General features: G+C 57.3%; 16 protein-coding genes and 6 pseudogenes. 10 read left to right on the top strand and 12 right to left on the bottom strand.

The annotated features are described in order from the left end of the window. Together APH34_RS29455 and APH34_RS29105 are read left to right on the top strand one after the other, a co-directional pair. A pseudogene (locus tag APH34_RS29455) lies at positions 1–134 on the top strand (IS4 family transposase); the annotation flags it as partial. Positions 135–454: 320 nt separating this feature from the next. Then, positions 455–685: a hypothetical protein gene (locus tag APH34_RS29105; protein ID WP_009681584.1), complete on the top strand. Its 231-nt coding sequence runs from the start codon at positions 455–457 to the stop codon at positions 683–685. 290 nt (positions 686–975) lie between these two features. On the opposite strand, the pseudogene APH34_RS29100 reads toward APH34_RS29105, so the two are convergent. After that, positions 976–1478: pseudogene (locus tag APH34_RS29100) on the bottom strand (transposase); the annotation flags it as partial. Positions 1479–1564: 86 nt separating this feature from the next. Here APH34_RS29100 and APH34_RS27250 point away from each other — a divergent pair. Continuing rightward, a pseudogene (locus tag APH34_RS27250) lies at positions 1565–2580 on the top strand (IS110 family transposase). A 235-nt stretch (positions 2581–2815) separates the two neighbouring features. On the opposite strand, the pseudogene APH34_RS29095 reads toward APH34_RS27250, so the two are convergent. From APH34_RS29095 to APH34_RS27230, 6 genes and pseudogenes are all read right to left on the bottom strand, one after another. After that, positions 2816–3020 (bottom strand): annotated as a pseudogene (locus APH34_RS29095) (IS5/IS1182 family transposase); the annotation flags it as partial. A 26-nt stretch (positions 3021–3046) separates the two neighbouring features. Next, a pseudogene (locus tag APH34_RS27245) lies at positions 3047–4582 on the bottom strand (IS66 family transposase). A 63-nt stretch (positions 4583–4645) separates the two neighbouring features. Then, complete coding sequence (tnpB, locus tag APH34_RS30135) at positions 4646–4981, bottom strand: IS66 family insertion sequence element accessory protein TnpB (RefSeq protein WP_003189483.1); 336 nt, start codon at positions 4979–4981, stop codon at positions 4646–4648. Continuing rightward, the gene (locus tag APH34_RS29090) at positions 4978–5298 is read right to left on the bottom strand and encodes a transposase (RefSeq protein ID WP_009681580.1); all 321 of its coding nucleotides are present in this window, start codon (positions 5296–5298) and stop codon (positions 4978–4980) included. The genes tnpB and APH34_RS29090 overlap by 4 nt, the downstream gene beginning before the upstream one ends. A gap of 417 nt (positions 5299–5715) precedes the next feature. Next, entirely contained in the window at positions 5716–6060 is a 345-nt protein-coding gene (locus APH34_RS29450) for a hypothetical protein (RefSeq protein WP_154211951.1), read from the bottom strand. Between the two features lie 175 nt (positions 6061–6235). Then, positions 6236–6538, bottom strand: coding sequence for a ribbon-helix-helix domain-containing protein (locus APH34_RS27230; protein ID WP_009681578.1), 303 nt, complete (start codon positions 6536–6538; stop codon positions 6236–6238). A 207-nt stretch (positions 6539–6745) separates the two neighbouring features. Here APH34_RS27230 and APH34_RS27225 point away from each other — a divergent pair, with 207 nt between their 5' ends. From APH34_RS27225 to APH34_RS29080, 5 genes are all read left to right on the top strand, one after another. Next, positions 6746–7138: a VOC family protein gene (locus APH34_RS27225; protein ID WP_009681577.1), complete on the top strand. Its 393-nt coding sequence runs from the start codon at positions 6746–6748 to the stop codon at positions 7136–7138. Positions 7139–7259: 121 nt separating this feature from the next. After that, the gene (locus tag APH34_RS27220; protein WP_009681576.1) at positions 7260–7820 is read left to right on the top strand and encodes a hypothetical protein; all 561 of its coding nucleotides are present in this window, start codon (positions 7260–7262) and stop codon (positions 7818–7820) included. 10 nt (positions 7821–7830) lie between these two features. Continuing rightward, positions 7831–9399, top strand: coding sequence for a GMC family oxidoreductase (locus APH34_RS27215; RefSeq protein WP_009681575.1), 1569 nt, complete (start codon positions 7831–7833; stop codon positions 9397–9399). Next, positions 9396–10190, top strand: coding sequence for a hydroxyacylglutathione hydrolase (gene gloB, locus APH34_RS27210; RefSeq protein ID WP_016486914.1), 795 nt, complete (start codon positions 9396–9398; stop codon positions 10188–10190). The genes APH34_RS27215 and gloB overlap by 4 nt, the downstream gene beginning before the upstream one ends. Before the next feature lie 21 nt (positions 10191–10211). Continuing rightward, complete coding sequence (locus tag APH34_RS29080; RefSeq protein ID WP_009681572.1) at positions 10212–10502, top strand: cytochrome c5 family protein; 291 nt, start codon at positions 10212–10214, stop codon at positions 10500–10502. Between the two features lie 161 nt (positions 10503–10663). On the opposite strand, the gene APH34_RS30130 is transcribed toward APH34_RS29080, so the two are convergent. The 5 genes and pseudogenes from APH34_RS30130 to APH34_RS29815 all read right to left on the bottom strand — a co-directional run bounded on the left by APH34_RS30130 (position 10664) and on the right by APH34_RS29815 (position 13233). Continuing rightward, entirely contained in the window at positions 10664–10954 is a 291-nt protein-coding gene (locus tag APH34_RS30130; RefSeq protein ID WP_236183105.1) for a hypothetical protein, read from the bottom strand. Between the two features lie 9 nt (positions 10955–10963). Then, positions 10964–11317, bottom strand: a pseudogene (locus tag APH34_RS30125) (hypothetical protein); the annotation flags it as partial. Between the two features lie 116 nt (positions 11318–11433). Beyond that, positions 11434–11916, bottom strand: coding sequence for a (2Fe-2S)-binding protein (locus APH34_RS27200; RefSeq protein WP_009681570.1), 483 nt, complete (start codon positions 11914–11916; stop codon positions 11434–11436). A 66-nt stretch (positions 11917–11982) separates the two neighbouring features. Then, positions 11983–12513: a cytochrome c gene (locus tag APH34_RS29820; RefSeq protein WP_016486912.1), complete on the bottom strand. Its 531-nt coding sequence runs from the start codon at positions 12511–12513 to the stop codon at positions 11983–11985. Between the two features lie 51 nt (positions 12514–12564). Continuing rightward, complete coding sequence (locus APH34_RS29815; protein WP_197899466.1) at positions 12565–13233, bottom strand: cytochrome c; 669 nt, start codon at positions 13231–13233, stop codon at positions 12565–12567. A gap of 480 nt (positions 13234–13713) precedes the next feature. Here APH34_RS29815 and APH34_RS27190 point away from each other — a divergent pair, with 480 nt between their 5' ends. Continuing rightward, the gene (locus tag APH34_RS27190) at positions 13714–16569 is read left to right on the top strand and encodes an FAD-binding and (Fe-S)-binding domain-containing protein (RefSeq protein WP_009681569.1); all 2856 of its coding nucleotides are present in this window, start codon (positions 13714–13716) and stop codon (positions 16567–16569) included. 3 nt (positions 16570–16572) lie between these two features. After that, positions 16573–18150, top strand: coding sequence for a glutamate--cysteine ligase (gene gshA, locus APH34_RS27185; RefSeq protein ID WP_009681568.1), 1578 nt, complete (start codon positions 16573–16575; stop codon positions 18148–18150). Positions 18151–18188 lie beyond the last annotated feature (38 nt).

Raw genomic sequence — 18188 nt, 5'->3', positions numbered from 1 at the left:
GTGCTCAGGGGCTGAGCAATGTGCTGGCCTTGATGGCTAAAAGCCTCAGTGCCGTACGCTCAGGCCGTAGCTTTGCGCGCCAACGCAAACGCGCAGCCAGCCGAGGTTGTGGGGGCTACAAACCGACGCGCTGAAGAAACACCACCGCCCAACCTCCGTGTGCAAAAAAAGCTGGCCACAAGCGGTCGGCATAGGCTCGTCCGGAGAACGAGAAATCTCGCCTAGACAGCCGGGCCGGAACAGACGATGATCACATCACCGCCAGCCCAGTTAGACCGCCTGATTGAGCGGCAGAGGCCTGGTCATCGCCCGACGGCCATGGCAGCTGGCTGCTTCGGGGGGCTTACCTTGGGCAGGGCTGCAGCTTAGGTTGATGACATTGCAACAGGCCCTAGCCCAGAACGATGACAATATCTGCATGCCATAAACCTCACCCGGGCCGTGCAATTGTCCGATGAGCCTATCGTCGGCTTTGGCCTGCTCCGGCAAAACCGGCGGCATGACTTCGCTGCCCAATCTCGACCAACTGCCCCCTGAACAACTGCGCGCTCTGGCGGCGCAGTTGATGCAACGTGTCGAGAGTCTCGATCAGAAAGTCGAGACAATGGGCAAGAAGATCCACCGCGACCAAACGGTTAGCCCAGACACCTTATGGAGCGATGCTAACTACCCAGTGGTTGGCTGAGGATGGACACTGGTTCATCTTGAATAGACGAAACCTGTCGACACTCTGGGGCAGCTATCGGCCGATTCTGTTGAAAAAGTCGATTTTTACGGACATGGGTTGTCAGCAGGTCGAAAAGCGCTCAATTTTCGCGTTGCTATGTAAAATCTAATGCATTTCTGCCTTCTGAGCGAGTCAGATTTTAACGTCGCTCACCTTCTTTCATAGGCGAGCGACGCTACGAGACTTTTTCAACAGAATCGGCCAAAAGCAGTCATCCAGGTTTCCACCTAAGACAACCATGTGGGGGGCTACCGGCCAGGGATGAATACCCGGAGGACTGTGGATTTCCCAGTTTGGTTTGCGGCCATGCTGGCCGGATGGATCCACAGACTCGCCAGCGCAAACAACGTCGTCAGTTGCGCCGTGTTCTTGGCCACGCCGCGAAAGCGAGTTCTCACATAGCCGAACTGAAGCTTGATCACTCGGAACGGATGCTCGACTTTCGCCCGTACCTGCGCCTTGACCTTCTCGATCTGGCGCTTGGCTGAGTAGAGCACGCGCGTTGGCCCAAGTGCTTGTAGGTGCTGCGTCGCGCAGCGATCTGCCAGGTCGCCGGTCGCCCTTCATGCTCCGGTCGTTTCTCAACGCCGGTATAGCCCGAATCGGCATTGGCGACGTTCGCTGCGCCATGCAGTAGATGTGAAACTTCCGTCACGTCAGCCACGTTGGCGGCTGTGCCATGGACATGATGTACCAGGCCCGATTCTGCGTCGGCTCCGATATGCGCTTTCATGCCGAAGAAGTACTGGTTGTCTTAATGAGATGGTCAGCCCAGTTCGAGAAACCCGGTGAGTCTAGACTTACCGGGTTTCTCTCTTGACCGAAGGAGGATCTCTCATGAACACCGTAACGCTTCTAGGTATCGACATCGGCAAGAACACCTTCCACCTGCATGGCCAGGATGCGAGAGGAAATCAGCTCATGCGCAAGAAGCTCAATCGTTGCCAATTGCTGCCGTATCTGGCGCAGTTGCCAAGCTGCAAAATTGCATGGAGTCCTGCGGCAGTTCGTAATGGCTGGCTAGGCAGATCGAGGGCTTGGGCCACCGCGTGCAATTAATCGCGGCGCAGCATGTGAAGGCCTACGTCACTGGCAACAAGAATGACTTTATCGATGCAGAGGCCATCTGCGAAGCCGCGTCGCGACCCAGAACCCGCTCGGTTCCAGTAAAGACCCTTGAGCAGCAGATCCTGTCGACTGAGCACAAGCTGCGCAAGTCTTGGGTGGATAATCGCACGCGAATCATCAACCAGGTGCACGGTGTCCTGCTGGAGCTCAGGATCATTTTCCCCATTGGACATGCTGCTCTGGAGCAGGTGCCCGCTTTGATGGAACGCCATGAGCTGCCGATTCGACTGCGTAATGCGGTTGAGCGAATGCTGCTCGATATTCAACGCCTGACGAGAGATATCAAGGGGATCGATGTCGAGATCAAACAGCAGTTGTCTGAGGACGCCGCCGGCATGCGCTTGCTGAGCATCCCCGGCATCGGCCCTCTCACCACTAGCGCGCTGGTGGCCGATGTCGGTGACGCTTCGACTTACAAACGCTCACGCGACTTTGCCGCGTCACTCGGGTTGGTGCCTCGACAGTATTCAAGCGGTGGCAAGACGAGCTTGCTTGGCATCAGCAAGCGCGGCGACAAGTATCTGCGCTGCCTGCTGGTGCAAGGCGCTCACGCACTGATGATACGAATCGACAAGCGTGACGATGCACTCGGAGCTTGGGTAAGAAATCTTTTGGCTCGCAAGCCCCCGAACAAAGTCGCCTGTGCGCTGGCCAACAAGACGACAAGAATCGTCTGGGCAGTATTAGCCCGAGGCGGCAGCTACAACGTGAAACAGATGGCTTGACCTAACCGACTTACCACCGGCTTTTGCGACGACAGTGATGATGACGATAAACGGCAGACATCCCAACTGAAAACCTGAAAACGAAGATAGTTTTTAAAGCTGATCCCTTTATCAAGGACAATTGGGAGCGACTTCTCATCAAGGGCCGAGCGCTAATGAACGTGCTCACCACGAGCCCGGATACATTAGCGCAAGCATGCTTTACCGTTCATCAAACTGCGTTGCAGGAGGTGGGCTGACTATACATCTTCGTCTGGTGCATTTCCGGATCGCGCTTGCCATCCTTGTTCTTGGTCGAACTGGGCGCGTGGATGATGGTGGCATCGACAATCGTACCCTGGCGTAGCGACAGACCTCCCTTTGTCTTGCAAATAGTTGTTGATGGTTTCCAGAATCCCTGCCGCGAGTTGTTGCATCTCCAGCAGGTGCCGGAAAGTAAGCGTCCGCCCAACTCACCTTGTGCAAGTCAGGCTGGCACCCACTGATGCGGCAGCAACTGCTCAATCTCGCTGGCCCGCTGCGTCGGCAGCCGCGTCAGCACATTCTTGAGATAGGCATACGGATCATGCCCATTCATGCGCGCTGATTGGATCAGGCTCATGATCGCAGCCGCCCGCTTACCGCTGCGTAGCGACCCGGCAAACAGCCAGTTCGAGCGCCCGAGTGCCCATGGCCTTATCTGGTTCTCGACTTGGTTGTTGTCGATGGGCACAGCCCCATCGTCTTAGTAGCGCGTCAGCGCTACCCAGCGTTTCAGGCTGTAGTCGAGGGCTTTGGCCGTGGCTGATCCGTTGGGCACCAAGTCGCGCTGGGCCAACATCCACTCATGCAGTGTTTTGCTGATCGGTACCGCCAACTCCTGACGTAATCGCCACCGATCTTCATCGCTCATGTCCCGTGCCTGGCGCTCGATCTCGTATAAACCGCCAATCGAATGCAACGCCTGTTCGGCCAACTGGCTTTTGTTCGCCACATGCAAATCGAAAAACTTGCGACGGGCGTGGGCCATGCAGCCGATTTCAGTGATGCCTTGCTCAAAGCCAGCTTTGTAGCCAGCGAAGTCATCGCAGACCAACTTGCCGTTCCAGTCGCCGAGGAAGTTGCGCGCATGTTCGCCAGCACGGCTTGAGCTGAAGTCGTAAACCACGGCTTTGAGGGCCGAAAACGGCGTCGTGCTGTAGGCCCAGACGTAGGCCCGGTGGGTTTTCTTCTCGCCCGGTGCAAGCATTTGCACGGGCGTTTCATCAGCATGAATCACGCCCTGCTTCAGCAACGCCTCACGCAATGCATCGACCAACGGCTGGAGCCGCACGCCGGTTTGTCCAACCCATTGGGCCAAGGTCGAGCGAGCGATTGCCAGCCCGGCGCGGCCAAAGATTTTCTCCTGCCGATACAGCGGCAAGTGATCGGCAAACTTGGCCACCATTACGTGGGCCAGCAAACCTGCGGTTGGGCTACCTTTGTCGATAACCTGCGCTGGCACCGGCGCCTGGATCAGTATTTCGCACTGGCGGCAGGCCCATTTGCCACGTACATGTTGCTCGACGGTAAACACACCAGGCGTGTAATCCAGCTTTTCGCTGACGTCTTCGCCGATGCGTTGAAGCTGGCAGCCACAGGCGCACTGAGTGTTTTCGGGTTCGTGACGAATCACCGTACGTGGAAACTGCGGCGGCAAGGGCGCACGTTTCGGGGATTGCCGTGGCTCGGCCTGTGGTGAAGCTGGGATGAGCTTTTTCAGCTCTTCTTCGATAGCTTCAAGGTCTGTGTCGAGGAGGTCATCCAGCAAGCTGTCTTGTGCTGGGCTGATCTGCTCGCTGGGCTTGGCAAACTTGTGGCGCTTGAGCAGGGCGATTTCGAACTTGAACTGTTCGATGAGAATTTCATCGTTCTGGATCTTCCTGCTCATCGCCTCGACTTGGGACTGCAATTGCAACGCCTGTGCCGCCAAGGCACGAAGCTGTTCCGGAGTCATCTGGTCGAGGTTGGGCAAGAAAGTCATGCCGCCGATTGTGCCAGAGCAGGCCCGAAACGACGACAAGCAGACCGGCCAAATGGCCGGCGGTTACAGCATGCTGATCACGCCGCCTGAGCCGACCCGCTGCCACGGCAGGCCCAGCACCAACGCCTGGAGTTGCTCGCTGTCGAGTTCGACCTCACAGCCGTGGCGAATTCCGGGCCAGTGAAACTTGCCTTGATTCAGGCGCCGCGCGGCAAGCCAGACGCCCACGCCATCGTGCACCAGCACTTTCATCCGGTTAGCACGGCGATTGGCGAACAGATAAGCGCAGTGCGGCTTCGCCGCACCGAACACCGCGATCACCCGGGCCAAAGCCGTTTCGGTACCGGCGCGCATGTCCATCGGCTCGGTGGCCAGCCAGATTGCATCAATGCGGATCATTGAGCGACAGCCCGGATAAATTGCGCACAGCCCTCGGGATCCGAGGCTGGCCATCTCACTGTGATCAATTGGCCGGCCATGGGCAACTCGATGATCACTGAGGCTTCGGCTGGCCGTTTAGGTGCGGCTTTTAGCGGAACGAACGCCGGTAGTGAAGTCGCTGCGGGCTGGTCTCGATAGAGCGGCATCCATTTGCGGATGACATTGGCATTGATGCCGTGGCTGATGGCGACACTCGATACGGTTGCCCCAGGTTGCAGGCATTCCTGAACGACCTGGGCTTTGAATGGTTTCGGATAAGAGCTTCGTTGGCGCATGGAAATCCTGGCGATAAGGGCGATCGCGTCCGCTTAAAAATACCCGGACACCATCGCCCTAAAAGCTGGAGTTCGTAAGGTGAGTTCACCGGACGCTTACTGTTGGCTGCCTGCAAGCCTGCGTATTCAATGATACGGTCTCGATTTGATCTCGCGACCTGGGCAAGCGCTGAGGCTTCGTGGATAGCGAGGTCGGAACACAGGCCTTGGTGGTAACAGCTCAACAGATAGCGTATTGCGGACGCCGCAGCTACGCCATTCCCTGGGTCTAGCTTCAGCGCTGCCAATCGGGCGTCATGGGCTTCACTGAAGCGGAAGCTTCCTTCCAGCTGATTAGCAAGGTTCGTCCAACTCTGTGTGCGAATGGCATCTGCAGCCTCAGTGTTCTGAGCCACGTGCCAGAAGTAGCCACGGGCTTCAGCCCGCAGGGCCTTGGTAGATTCGAGGTGGGTCTAGCCGATCACCTTCTTCGCTGGTGAAAGCCGCTGCACTGATTATTGCCGTGGCCAGGTTGAACTTCACATCAGGGGTTGGGAAGGTCGAATGAAGCTCTCGGTACAGTGCAAGTCCTTCCTCAACAGCGTCGCGCGCCTGAATCAACACACCTGCGTTTACCAGAGCCGCAGCCTGAATAACCTTAAGGTTTGGCGCCTGTGGGCCATCAGCGACGATTCTTCGCGCTTCCCTGATTGCTGCACCTGGATCGGTGTCCTCCAAATGGTTCAAACGGGCCAGCAGCTCTTGGAAATCGTAATTCGCCAAAGGTAACGCCTCTGCAGTTGGAATATGCCAATAAGAAGCCGTGCCACACGCCCTACCCTAAAAACAGCCTCGTCAGCACGTTGCCTAATACTCTCGCCTCCTGTGAGGTGCGCCTAAGAGTGGTCGGTTGCCGGCAGATGAGCACCTGCCAGGACACCGTCACGAGGCAGTTCACTTACCCCGCTGCGATCGAAAGTGGCACCACCCTATTGGCCACCTGCTTTTGGCTGAGGTAGCGGGTGCAGCTCACCCTCAAGAACGAGGCAAAATTCACCACTTCTCCCCGGTAATCCATGACTTCCTCGTACAGCTTAGCGATGAGTTGGTTCGTGCTGACACCATCCGCTGAAGCGATCTCGGTCAGGATGTCCCAGAACTGGTTTTCTAGACGCAGGGTGGTAACCACGCCCCGGATGCGCAAGGAGCGCGAGCGCGATTCATAGAGAATCGGGTCTGCCTTCACGTACAGCTCACACATGATGCCTCCGCTGGTTTCACCTGGCTAAGTCGCGTCGTGGGCATATGCCCACACCTGAAGCTACCTTCCCAAGGCATCACGCGGGTAATACACCGCTATTACACGTGCCCATTTCGCTGCCGAGGCGCACGTAATAGCCACTTATTACCCACCAGATTTTCATTCTGCCATCTTGAGTGCATAACAACACCACAGGAAAGCCTGATAATGTCGAAATTCCTCCACACCATGATCCGCGTAGGTGACCTGGATGCCTCCATGAGTTTCTACGGACAAGCATTCGACCTGCAGGAATCCCATCGCCTTGAGTTCGACGATTTCTCCCTCGTGTACCTGCGCGACCAGCAAAGCGGCGCCGAAATCGAACTGACCTGGAACAAGGGCCAAGACAGCTACACCCACGGCAGTGGCTATGGCCATGTCGCCTTCGCAGTAGAAGACCTTGATCTCCATCACGCTCGCTTGAGCGAAATAGGGCTCTCACCTGCCCCCATCAAGGAATTCAAACGTGGCGAGGAGATGCTCGCTCGCTTCTTCTTCATCCAAGACCCCGACGGCTACAAGATTGAGGTGCTGCAGCGCGCCGGCCACTACCAGTAACGCAACCACAAGCATCAGACGCCTAGGCGTCGTCTATTAATACAGCGCGGAAAAACGCCACTCCCCAACAAAGCAGCACCCGTGATGTCAGGCTCCTAATAACAACAACAAGGAGAACAGCATGCAGGATATACAAGCCAGCCGCCGTAGCTTTCTGAAAGGCAGCGGCGGAATTCTCTTGGGCACGTTGCTTTTCACCTCCGGCCCCATTGCCCTGCTCGCCCCCAGTAAAACCTGGGCGCTCGAGATGAAAATGCTGAACAACGATCAAGCCGCACGACTGATCGTTGTGGTGCGCCGGATCTACCCTCACGATCAGATGGAAGACGCTGTGTACGCCTTTGCGATCAAAGCACTGGACGACCGCGCCGTTACTGACCCCTCCATTCTTCCCCTGCTTGAACAAGGTTTGAACGAGCTGGACAAGTCTGCCGACGGCGCCTGGCTGAATCTGGATGAGCCACGCCAATTGGCCTTGCTGGAGTCCATCCAGACCACCCCGTTTTTCACCCTGATCAGATCAGTATCGGTCAATGCTCTTTACAGCAATGAACTCGCCTACCAGCACTTTGGCTACGAGGGCGCCTCCTTCCCCAAAGGCGGCTACTTGATGCGCGGCTTCAACGATCTGAAATGGCTGCCTGCTGCCCCTACCGAAGCCAGTCCCCCCGCCTTTTCCTGAGGATGCGTACATGACTACATTCAATTTCGACGACGACTCGGTAGTGGTGATCATCGGCTCTGGTGCGGGTGGCGGGACACTGGCCAATGAACTGTGCCAGAAGGGTATTCCAGTCGTTCTGCTGGAAGCTGGACAGCGCCAATCCTCTGCCACATTCATCAATGACGAATGGCCTTCATTCGAGCAATTGTCCTGGGGCGATACTCGCACTACCTCGGGCTCGTGGCAGATCGCCAAGGACTTCCCGAATCTCCCCGCCTGGATCTGTAAAACCGTCGGTGGAACCACCACTCACTGGGCAGGTGCCAGCCTTCGATTCCAGGAGCATGAATTCCGAGCGCGGCAGACCTACGGCGACATCAAAGACGCGAATCTGCTCGACTGGCCACTGACGCTTGCAGAATTGGAGCCCTTCTATGCAAGGGCAGAAGACAAGATGGGCGTGACGCGCACCAACGACATTCCTGGACTGCCGGGAAACAACAATTTCCAGGTGATGTACAACGGTGCTCGCAAGCTTGGTTACAAGAAATGCAGTACCGGCCACATGGCGATCAACAGCCGTGCTCGCGCAGGACGTGCTCAATGCATGCAACTCGGATTCTGCTTCCAGGGCTGCAAGATGGGGGCAAAGTGGTCAACGCTGTACACCGAGATTCCAGCAGCGGAAGCCACAGGTAAGCTCGAGCTCCGCACGCAGGCGCACGCAGTGAAGATCGAGCACGATGCCAAGGGACGCGCGACTGGAGTGGTCTACGCGGATGCGCAGGGACGACTGCAACGCCAGAAAGCGCGTCTTGTTGCGGTCGCAGGCAATGCCATCGAAACGCCCCGCTTGCTGTTGAATTCGACCAGCACATTGTTCCCTCATGGGATTGGCAACGGTTCAGGGATGGTTGGTAAGCACTACATGCGCCATACCACCGGCTCAGTGTTTGCGGAGTTCAAGGATCCGGTGCACTTCTACCGCGGCACCATCATGGCCGGCCTAATCGGTGATGAGGTGCACTTCAATCCCGACCGAGGCTTTGTCGGTGGCTACGAGATGGAAACCATCTCGCTCGGCCTTTCCTTCATGGCTGCGTTCTTCAACCCCGGCGCCTGGGGGCGCGACTTCACCCGCGTCATGGACAACTACACGCATCTGGCTGGCATGTGGCTGGTCGGTGAGGACATGCCCCGGGAAACCAATCGCATCACCCTGAGCGATACCGTCAAAGACCGCTTCGGCATTCCAGTGGCCAACGTGCACTACGACGACCACCCCAACGATATCGCCATGCGAGAGCATGCCTATCAGCAAGGTAGTGCGGTCTATGAGGCCGTCGGAGCACTGAAGACGCATCGAGTACCACCCTACCCCTCGACTCATAACATGGGCACATGTCGCATGAGCCACAAGGAAGCTGATGGCGTCTGCAATAAATACGGGCAAAGCCATGAAGTCCCGAATCTCTTCATTTCGGATGGCAGTCAGTTCACCACCAGCGCAGCCGAGAACCCTACCCTGACGATCGTCAGCCTCGCGATCCGTCAGGCTGAGTACATTGCCGATGCCTTAAGGACGCATGCGGCATGACTACTACTCCCGACAACCGTTTGGAGATTTGCGCTCTCCCGGCATTCACCGACAACTACATCTGGCTTCTGGCTGATCACTCAAACCAGGCCTGTGCAGTCGTAGATCCAGGTGATGCCGGGCCAGTTCAAGCCTGGCTGGCTGAGCATCCTGGTTGGGTGCTCACTGATGTACTGATCACTCACCACCACAGTGACCATGTGGGCGGTATCGAGAAGCTGAAGTCTGCCTTCGACCTTCTCGTCCATGGCCCGGAAAACGAGCCGATCCCCTATAGGGATCGGCCACTCAAGGATGGTGATCTGATCCAGGTATTGGGACGTACCATCAACGTGATCGGGGTGCCTGGCCATACTTCCGGACACTTGGCTTACCACCTGGTTGATGAGAATGTGCTGTTCAGCGGCGACACGCTGTTCAGCGCCGGTTGTGGGCGCCTGTTCGAGGGTACGCCGCTGCAGATGCTGACCTCGCTCGAATGCCTTGCAGCGCTACCGGAGCAGACGCAAGTCTACTGTGCACACGAGTACACCCTCTCCAACCTGCGTTTTGCATTGGCTGTTGACCCAGACAATCAGCAAATCGCCGAGCGCTTGGCCGAGGTCTGCGAAATCCGTGACCGCGGTGAGTGCACCTTACCGACCCGAATCGGCGTTGAGCGTGCATTTAACCCGTTCCTCCGCGTACGGGAAGCGAAGATCGTTGAGGCTATCGAACGTCACGCGGGGCTGACCATCAGATCCGCCGAGGAATGCTTCGCTGCAATGCGCAAGTGGAAAGACAATTTCTGAACAACAACAAGAGGATCATCTATGAGAAAAACACTGCTGATTGCCGCTACAGCCTTCATGATTGCTTCTGCCCAGGCAGCTCAAGAGCCTGAGGCCGTATTCGCAAAATCCTGCGCCATGTGCCACAACGGCCAACTCCCAAACGCGCCCAAGAAAGGTGATGCAGCTGCGTGGAAACCTCGCCTTGCTCAAGGGCAAGAGGCACTACTCAAAAACGTAGTGAATGGATTGAGTGTCATGCCACCACGTGGGCTCTGCAGTGACTGCAGTGACGAAGACCTCGTGGCAACGATAGGCTGGATGTCTCGCTAACCGATAGGAAAATCGAGCCGCTATAGGACAATGGGGCATCCACAAAGGTCAGCCTTCTTGAGGGCGATGCCGAATTGACCCACGTGCCGACGTAAGACTGCCCCACCTCTAAATCAGCACAAACTCTGCACAACCAATGTTTTTCGAGGAATCAGCCTAGGTCAGTGACATCTCGGCAACTGGGTCAATTCGGCGTCAGCGCCAACACCATATCGGGTCGGTGGCAGCAACGGGCTGGCATACACCATGCCCTCAACTCTGGCGTCGATACCGAAGACGGCGTCACCCGTGGTTTTGTTGGCAATGTCCAGCGAAGTGACCGGTTTACCCACCAGCCTCAGGTCGGCATCGGCCTTCAGTGGCAGCGCTTTCAGCTCCGCTTCGCTGAACTCACGGGTCACGCCCAAGGTGACCAGTTCGGCGTAGGAAATTTCCTGTTTTCCGCAAACCACCCTACCGCCGCGGGCCACACAGGAATCGGGCGAAACGCCCCATTTTTTGGCAGCAGCTTCAATCAATGCCACCCGTCCGGCAGCACCGGCCTGACAGTAAACCGGCCAGCTCTGGGACACCGACCAACTCCCGCCGGTCACCATCAGGCCCCATTTCCTGGCACTGTCCACATGGACGATTTCCACATTTTCCCAAGACACCTCCAATTCGTCCGCAAGGATTCGGGCGATGGAAGTACCCCACGTGCTGGCCCATTTCGACCCGAATGATGTTGACCTTGACCTTGACCTTGCCGGCGTTGTCGATGGAGTACCACACCGAAGGTTCGTAGATTGCGCCTTCACTGGGTAGCGCCGCGTCATCGGTCGTCGCAGGATCCATGGCCGCTAACACGCCGCGTGGAAAGCCAAAGCTGAGCCCCGCCAGGGTCATGGCAACCAGAAAGCCACGGCGAGTCATGCCTGTTGGTCCGCCCGTATTAAACAGCGCGCTCATCGTTGACCTCCTGCCTCATTGCAGCAGCCGCTTTATGAATCGCTTTGCGGATGCGTACGTAAGTCATGCAGCGGCAGACGTTGCCACTCATCACCGCATCGATATCTGCATCGGTCGGATCGGGAAAGTCGCTCAGCAGCGCGGCGGCCTGCATGATCTGACCAGGCTGGCAGTAGCCACACTGTGGTACCTGCAATTTATGCCAGGCCACCTGCAACGGATGATTGCCTTGCTCGGACAAGCCTTCGATGGTGGTGACACTGGCACCCACCACGGCGGAGACAGGCGTGATACAGGAACGGGTGGCTCGGCCACCAACGTGTACGGTGCAAGCACCGCAGGCACCAATACCGCAACCGAACTTGGTGCCGGTCATGTTCAATTCGTCACGGATAACCCACAGAAGAGGCATGTCTGTGTCCACGTCGGCAACTGTTGGCTTGCCGTTCAACATAAACCTGGCCATGGCTCACTCCTCCCGCGAATTAATGCTCAAACCGGGGCTGACGACGAATCTCAGCGACTTTCTGTTTCAGATCGGCCATGGCTGTTCATTCGCCGTTTGTCGCAGGTAAGTGGCAATGGCTGTTATGTCGTCATCATTGAGCGCTTCGCGGAACTGAGGCATGACCACACCGCGAATCCCTTGATCGCTTCTGAAGCCATCGAGTATGACGTTGATCAGATTACTCGGGTCGTCAAGATGAGTAGCGCTGCCCAGGGCCAGCAACGGACGACCTTTCACCAGCTGGCTACTGCTGTAGTGGCAAGCAGAACAGGTGCTGTTATACAGCCGGGCACCATGATCGATCCGCAAGTCTGTGGTCTTGTGCTGTGCCTGGTCAGCGGTCTGGAGTTTAGGACTGGCCGCTGGTTCGTTGTTGTTGTCACCCGCCAACTCGCCAAAGTAAACACTCAACGCTTTGATATCCGCGTCAGGCAAGGCAGACAAGCCCTCATGCACGACAGGCGCCATCGGGCCAGCGGCACTGCCGTGGAATAGAGAGTTGCCAGTACGCAGGTATTCATGGAAGTCCTGCACTCGCCAAGGCAGCGGCGACATGCTGGTGCGGGTCAGCGATGGTGCGACCCAGCCGTCAATCGATGCGCCTTCTTACATGTGACTGTATTTTTCGCCCCCCAGCGCATTACGTGGCGTATGGCAGGCACCGCAGTGGCTGATTCCCTGGGCCAAATAGGCACCGCGGTTCCATTCCTCAGACTTGTCGCTACGCTTTTCAAACGGATCGGTGTTGGCGAACAGCAGTTTCCAGCCTGCTTGCAGAAAGCGAAGATTGATCGGAAACGGAATACCGTTTTCCTTCTTCTGCTGATTGATCGCCGGCACGGATGACATGAGGAAGGCATAGACAGCCTTGATAACGTCATTCGTCATTTTATTGAAGTGCTCGAACGGGAACGCCGGCAACAAGTGATGACCATCGCGGCTGACACCGGCACGCATGGCGCGGATAAACGCCTCTTCTGACCAACGACCGATACCCGTGTCAGGGGCCGGAGTGATGTTGCTGGAGTAGATGGCACCGAACTGGGTGTTCATCTGATAGTTACCCGCGTACTCCTGACCACCCGGGGTAGTTTGACAAGTACGGCAGTAACCGGCAGCGGCCATGATTTTGCCGTGCTCGACCATGTCCGAAGGGAATAGGTTCCTGGTCGGGGGTGTAATGGATCCGATTTCCGGATGCCAAGCGTAAATTCCGAACAATACAGCTCCGGCAACCCCTATACCAATGATGCTGACAAAAATGCGCTTAAGCATTTCACATCACCCCACAGGTTAATGCGTGCATTAAAGGGAGAGCGCAACCCTCTTGGACATTCCGTGTTTTTTGGGTAATCAGTGCGATACAGTGATTGAATTAGAGCGTTTCATTATGACCCTTGGCGGGATTTTGCCCAGCGTTTTTTTAGCGTTTACAACCCGTCAGGAAATACCTCCATCACCACGACGGGTCTGGAACTTCGAACGCGCAACGCATCGTAGTACCAGGCTATTACCCTCCCGCTGCGCGATACCTGCATGATCTGGAACAAGGATCATCACCCTACCTGCAATCGCCCTTCAATCTCTCTGCAACCGGCTAATGGCCGTGTTTACACCCAAGCCGTCAAAGGCCCGGTGTTCCAGGAAAAACGAACGAAGATCGATACAACGATCACAAAAATGCAGGCCTGCTCAACCAGGGGCTTGTTGCCACTGAGATGAGTCATTGCCCTGCCCCACCTCGCCGGAGGATCTGTGAGCCTGCCTGTCAGATTTCGTGAAGCTGTAAATACAATAATTCCGCGTGCGCGGCGATTCGATGACGATCTGTCCATCCTGGCTTTCGGAACGGATGCCAGCTTCTATCGCCTGATTCCGCAACTGGTGATTCGCGTCGAGTCCGAAGATGAAGTGGTGGCGCTGCTGCAATTGGCACAGCGCGACCGGGTTCCCGTGACCTTCCGCGCCGCCGGCACCAGCCTGTCCGGGCAAGCCATCAGCGATTCGGTGTTGATCGTGCTTGGGGATAACTGGAACGGTCGCGAGATCCGTGGCCAAGGCACACAGATCCGCTTGCAACCGGGGGTGATCGGCGCGCAGGCCAATGCCTGGCTGGCACCGTTCGGGCGCAAGATCGGCCCGGACCCGGCCTCGATCAACGCCTGCAAAATCGGCGGCATCGTGGCCAACAATGCCAGCGGCATGTGCTGCGGCACGGCGCAAAACACCTATCACACCCTGGCCGGCATTCGTCTGGTGCTGGCCGACGGCAGCCGTCTCGATACCGAAGACGCCACCAGTATCGCGGCGTTTCGCGCCAGTCATGGCGACCTGCTGGAGCGCCTCGCGACCTTGGGCCGCGAGACCCGCGCCAATGCCGAACTGGCCGCGAGAATTTGCCACAAATACCGTCTGAAAAATACCACCGGCCTGTCACTCAACGCCCTGGTGGATTATGACGAACCTGTGGATATCCTGAGCCACTTGCTGGTGGGCTCCGAAGGCACCCTCGGCTTCATCAGCGCAGTGACCTACGACACGGTGATCGATCACCCGAACAAGGCCTCGGCGCTGATCGTATTCCCGGATGTGGAAACCTGCTGCAACGCCGTCACCGTGCTCAAAAGCCAACCGGTGTCAGCGGTAGAGTTGTTGGACCGCCGTAGCTTGCGCTCGGTGCAGAACAAGCCCGGCATGCACGCTTTCGTACAACAGCTGTCGAACAATGCCTGCGCCCTGCTGATCGAATCCCGCGCGGCATCTACCTCGTTGTTGCAGGAACAGCTGGCGCAGATCATGGCGTCGCTGTCTTCGTTCCCGGTAGAGAAGCAAATCGATTTCACCGAAGACCCGCTGGAAAACGCCCGGCTCTGGGCGATCCGCAAGGACACCTTCCCCGCCGTCGGCGCGGTGCGCAAAACCGGAACCACGGTGATCATCGAGGACGTGACCTTCCCGGTGGAACAACTGGCCCTCGGCGTGAACCGGCTGATCGAGCTGTTCGACAAACATCACTACGACGAAGCGATCCTTTTCGGACACGCACTGGAAGGCAATCTGCACTTCGTCTTCACCCAGGGCTTCAACAGCGCGGAAGAAGTCGCACGCTACCAGGCGTTCATGGACGACGTGGCGCAACTGGTGGCTGTCAAGTTCGGCGGTTCGCTCAAGGCCGAGCACGGTACCGGGCGCAACATGGCACCCTTCGTCGAACTGGAATGGGGCAGCGACGCCTACCAGTTGATGTGGCAGCTCAAGCGCCTGCTCGATCCCAACGGCATTCTCAATCCGGACGTGGTGCTCAGCGAAGACCCGCAAATCCACCTCAAGCATCTGAAACCGCTGCCGGCCGCCGACGAGATCATCGACAAGTGCATCGAATGCGGCTTCTGCGAGCCGGTCTGCCCCTCCAAAGGCCTGACCTTGAGCCCGCGCCAGCGGATCGTGATCTGGCGGGACATCCAGGCGAAGAAACGCGCCGGGGTCGACACCCGCGAACTCGAAGCGGCCTACGAATACCAGGGCATCGACACCTGCGCCGCCACCGGTCTTTGTGCGCAACGCTGCCCTGTAGGAATCAACACCGGCGAGCTGGTGAAAAAGCTTCGTGGCCAGCACGCCACCCATAAGAAAACTGCCAACTGGCTGGAGGGAAATTTCGCCACGGCGCTGCAAGGTGCGCGTTTCACCCTGCACGTGGCCAATGGCGCACGGATGTTGCTGGGTGCGCCACGCCTGGCAAAGTTATCCGCAACCTTGACGCGCTTGTCCAAAGGCCAGGTTCCGCAATGGACCAACGCCATACCACAGCCGGAAAAAGCCATTCGCTTCAGCCCGACAGTGAGCGACGAACGCCCGCGCGTGGTGTACCTGGCCGCATGCGTTTCACGGGCGATGGGGCCGGCGGCGGGCGACAAGGAACAAATGTCGCTGTGCGACAAGACCCGCGGCCTGCTGGAAAAAGCCGGTTACCAGGTGGTCTTCCCGGACAACCTGGACAACCTCTGCTGTGGCCAGCCGTTCGCCTCTAAGGGTTATGCTGAACAGGCCGAACACAAACGCCAGGAACTGATTGGCGCTCTGCGCCACGCCAGCCGTGGCGGACTCGACCCGATCTACTGCGACACCAGCCCCTGCACGTTGCGCCTGATCCAGGACCTGGGCGAAGTACGCCTGGACCTGTACGACCCGGTACGTTTCATTCGTACGCACCTGATGGATCGACTGCAGTTCACGCCGCAGGAAGCGCCCATCGCGGTGCATGTCACCTGCAGCACCCAGCACCTTGGTGAAAGCCAGGCGCTGATCGATCTGGCGCGCAAATGCAGCAACAACGTGGTCATCCCCGAAGGCATTCATTGCTGCGGGTTTGCCGGCGACAAGGGCTTCACCACTCCCGAACTGAATGCACATTCACTGCGCACTCTGAAAGATGCGGTGCAGTACTGCAGCGAAGGCATTTCCACCAGTCGCACTTGTGAGATTGGCCTGAGCCAGCATGGCGGGATCGATTATCACGGGCTGGTGTATCTGGTGGACCGCGTGACCCGAAAAAAGACTGGAACAGCAGGACAACCGGTCTCATCAACCCAACTGTGTGCGCAGGAATGACCCTTGAGTGATCTTCTGTTTCGTCGACAAAGGCTGCTGGCGCAACCGGCCCATTACGACCTGTTGAGTCAATGCCTGAGAGGGATTGAGCGCGAATGTTTGCGCGTGGATTGCGAGGGACTCCTTGCACTGACACCGCACCCTGTCGCACTGGGTTCGGCACTTACCCATCCGCAGATAACCACCGACTACTCCGAATCCTTGCTGGAATTCATCACTCCGGCCATGCCGGGGGCAGTGGAATCCTTGGCCTGCCTGGAGCAAATCCACCGATTCGCTTGCAGCAACCTTGAAGGGGAATTTCTGTGGAGCTTGTCCATGCCATGCCCCCTCCCGGAAGAAGAAAACATACCGATCGCCTTTTACGGCACTTCACATACAGGGCAGTTGAAATATCTTTACCGCAAAGGATTGGCCTTGCGCTATGGCAAAAAAATGCAGTGCATTGCCGGCATTCATTACAACTTCTCGATGCCCGAAGCGCTCTTCGCGCTTCTGCAACGGGAGGAAGGTGATACGCAGGCCCTGCAGGATTATCAGTCAGCGTGCTATATGGCCCTGATTCGTAATTTCAAACGCTACAGCTGGTTGCTGATGTATCTGTTCGGCGCCTCCCCAGCGGTGGAGTCCAGCTTTCTCAAGGGAAGCGCGCACGCACTCGAACGGCTCGATGAGCACACTCTCTACCTGCCCTTTGCCACCAGCTTGCGCATGAGCGATCTGGGTTATCAAAGCCGAGCCCAATCCGACCTCAATCCGAGTTATGACACCCTTGGCAATTACATGGAAATGTTACACCGTGCGGTCTCCACGCCCCACCCAGGCTATGAGGAAATGGGGACTCACCAGGCGGGCGAACGAGTGCAGCTGAGCACTCACACGCTGCAGATTGAAAACGAGTTCTACGCCAGTATCCGCCCCAAACGGGTGACAGATATCGGCGAAAGACCGCTTCAGGCGTTGTTGTCACGGGGCATTCAATACGTGGAAGTGCGCTGCCTGGACATCAATCCATTTATGCCAGCGGGAATGGATCTTGTCCAAATGCGCTTTCTCGATGCGTTTTTGTTGTTTTGCGCGTTGCAGGACAGTCCGCGACTGAGCAGTGATGAGCAACTGCATGCCGATCAAAATTTCCTCAAGGTCGCCAAAGAAGGTCGTCGACCCGGGCTGCAACTGCTGAGGGAAGGACAGAACACCGATTTGAAAACCTGGGCTTGCGACTTGTTGGAGAGCATTCAGCCACTCGGCGCGTTGCTGGATCGAAGCCACGCTGGCGACCTCCATACCGAGGCCGTCCAATCACAGCGAGACAAGGTCGAAAACTGCACCCTGACGCCTTCGGCACAGGTGCTGGAGGCGCTGCGAAAACGAAAATCGAGTCTGGCGCGGTTCGGCCTTCTTCAGAGCAAGCAGCACGCCGAATACTTCAAGGGTCTGGCCGGCGACGAAGAGTCGAATCTGGAGGCGCTGAGCGTCACCTCAAGGCTGCACCAGCAAGCGCTTGAGCGAGCCTCCATAGGCGAATTGGACGCCTATGTCCAAACTTACATCAGCCGCATTTCTCAGCTCCACTCGTGATCATTTTCAATGGGCGCAGAAACTCTTTGCCCCTGTTT

The organism is Pseudomonas sp. NBRC 111131, from assembly GCF_001320525.1.
Taxonomy (GTDB): Bacteria; Pseudomonadota; Gammaproteobacteria; order Pseudomonadales; family Pseudomonadaceae; genus Aquipseudomonas; species Aquipseudomonas ceruminis.
Note: the sequence above shows the minus strand (reverse complement) of the source record. Positions and strands in the feature narration are given on the sequence as shown.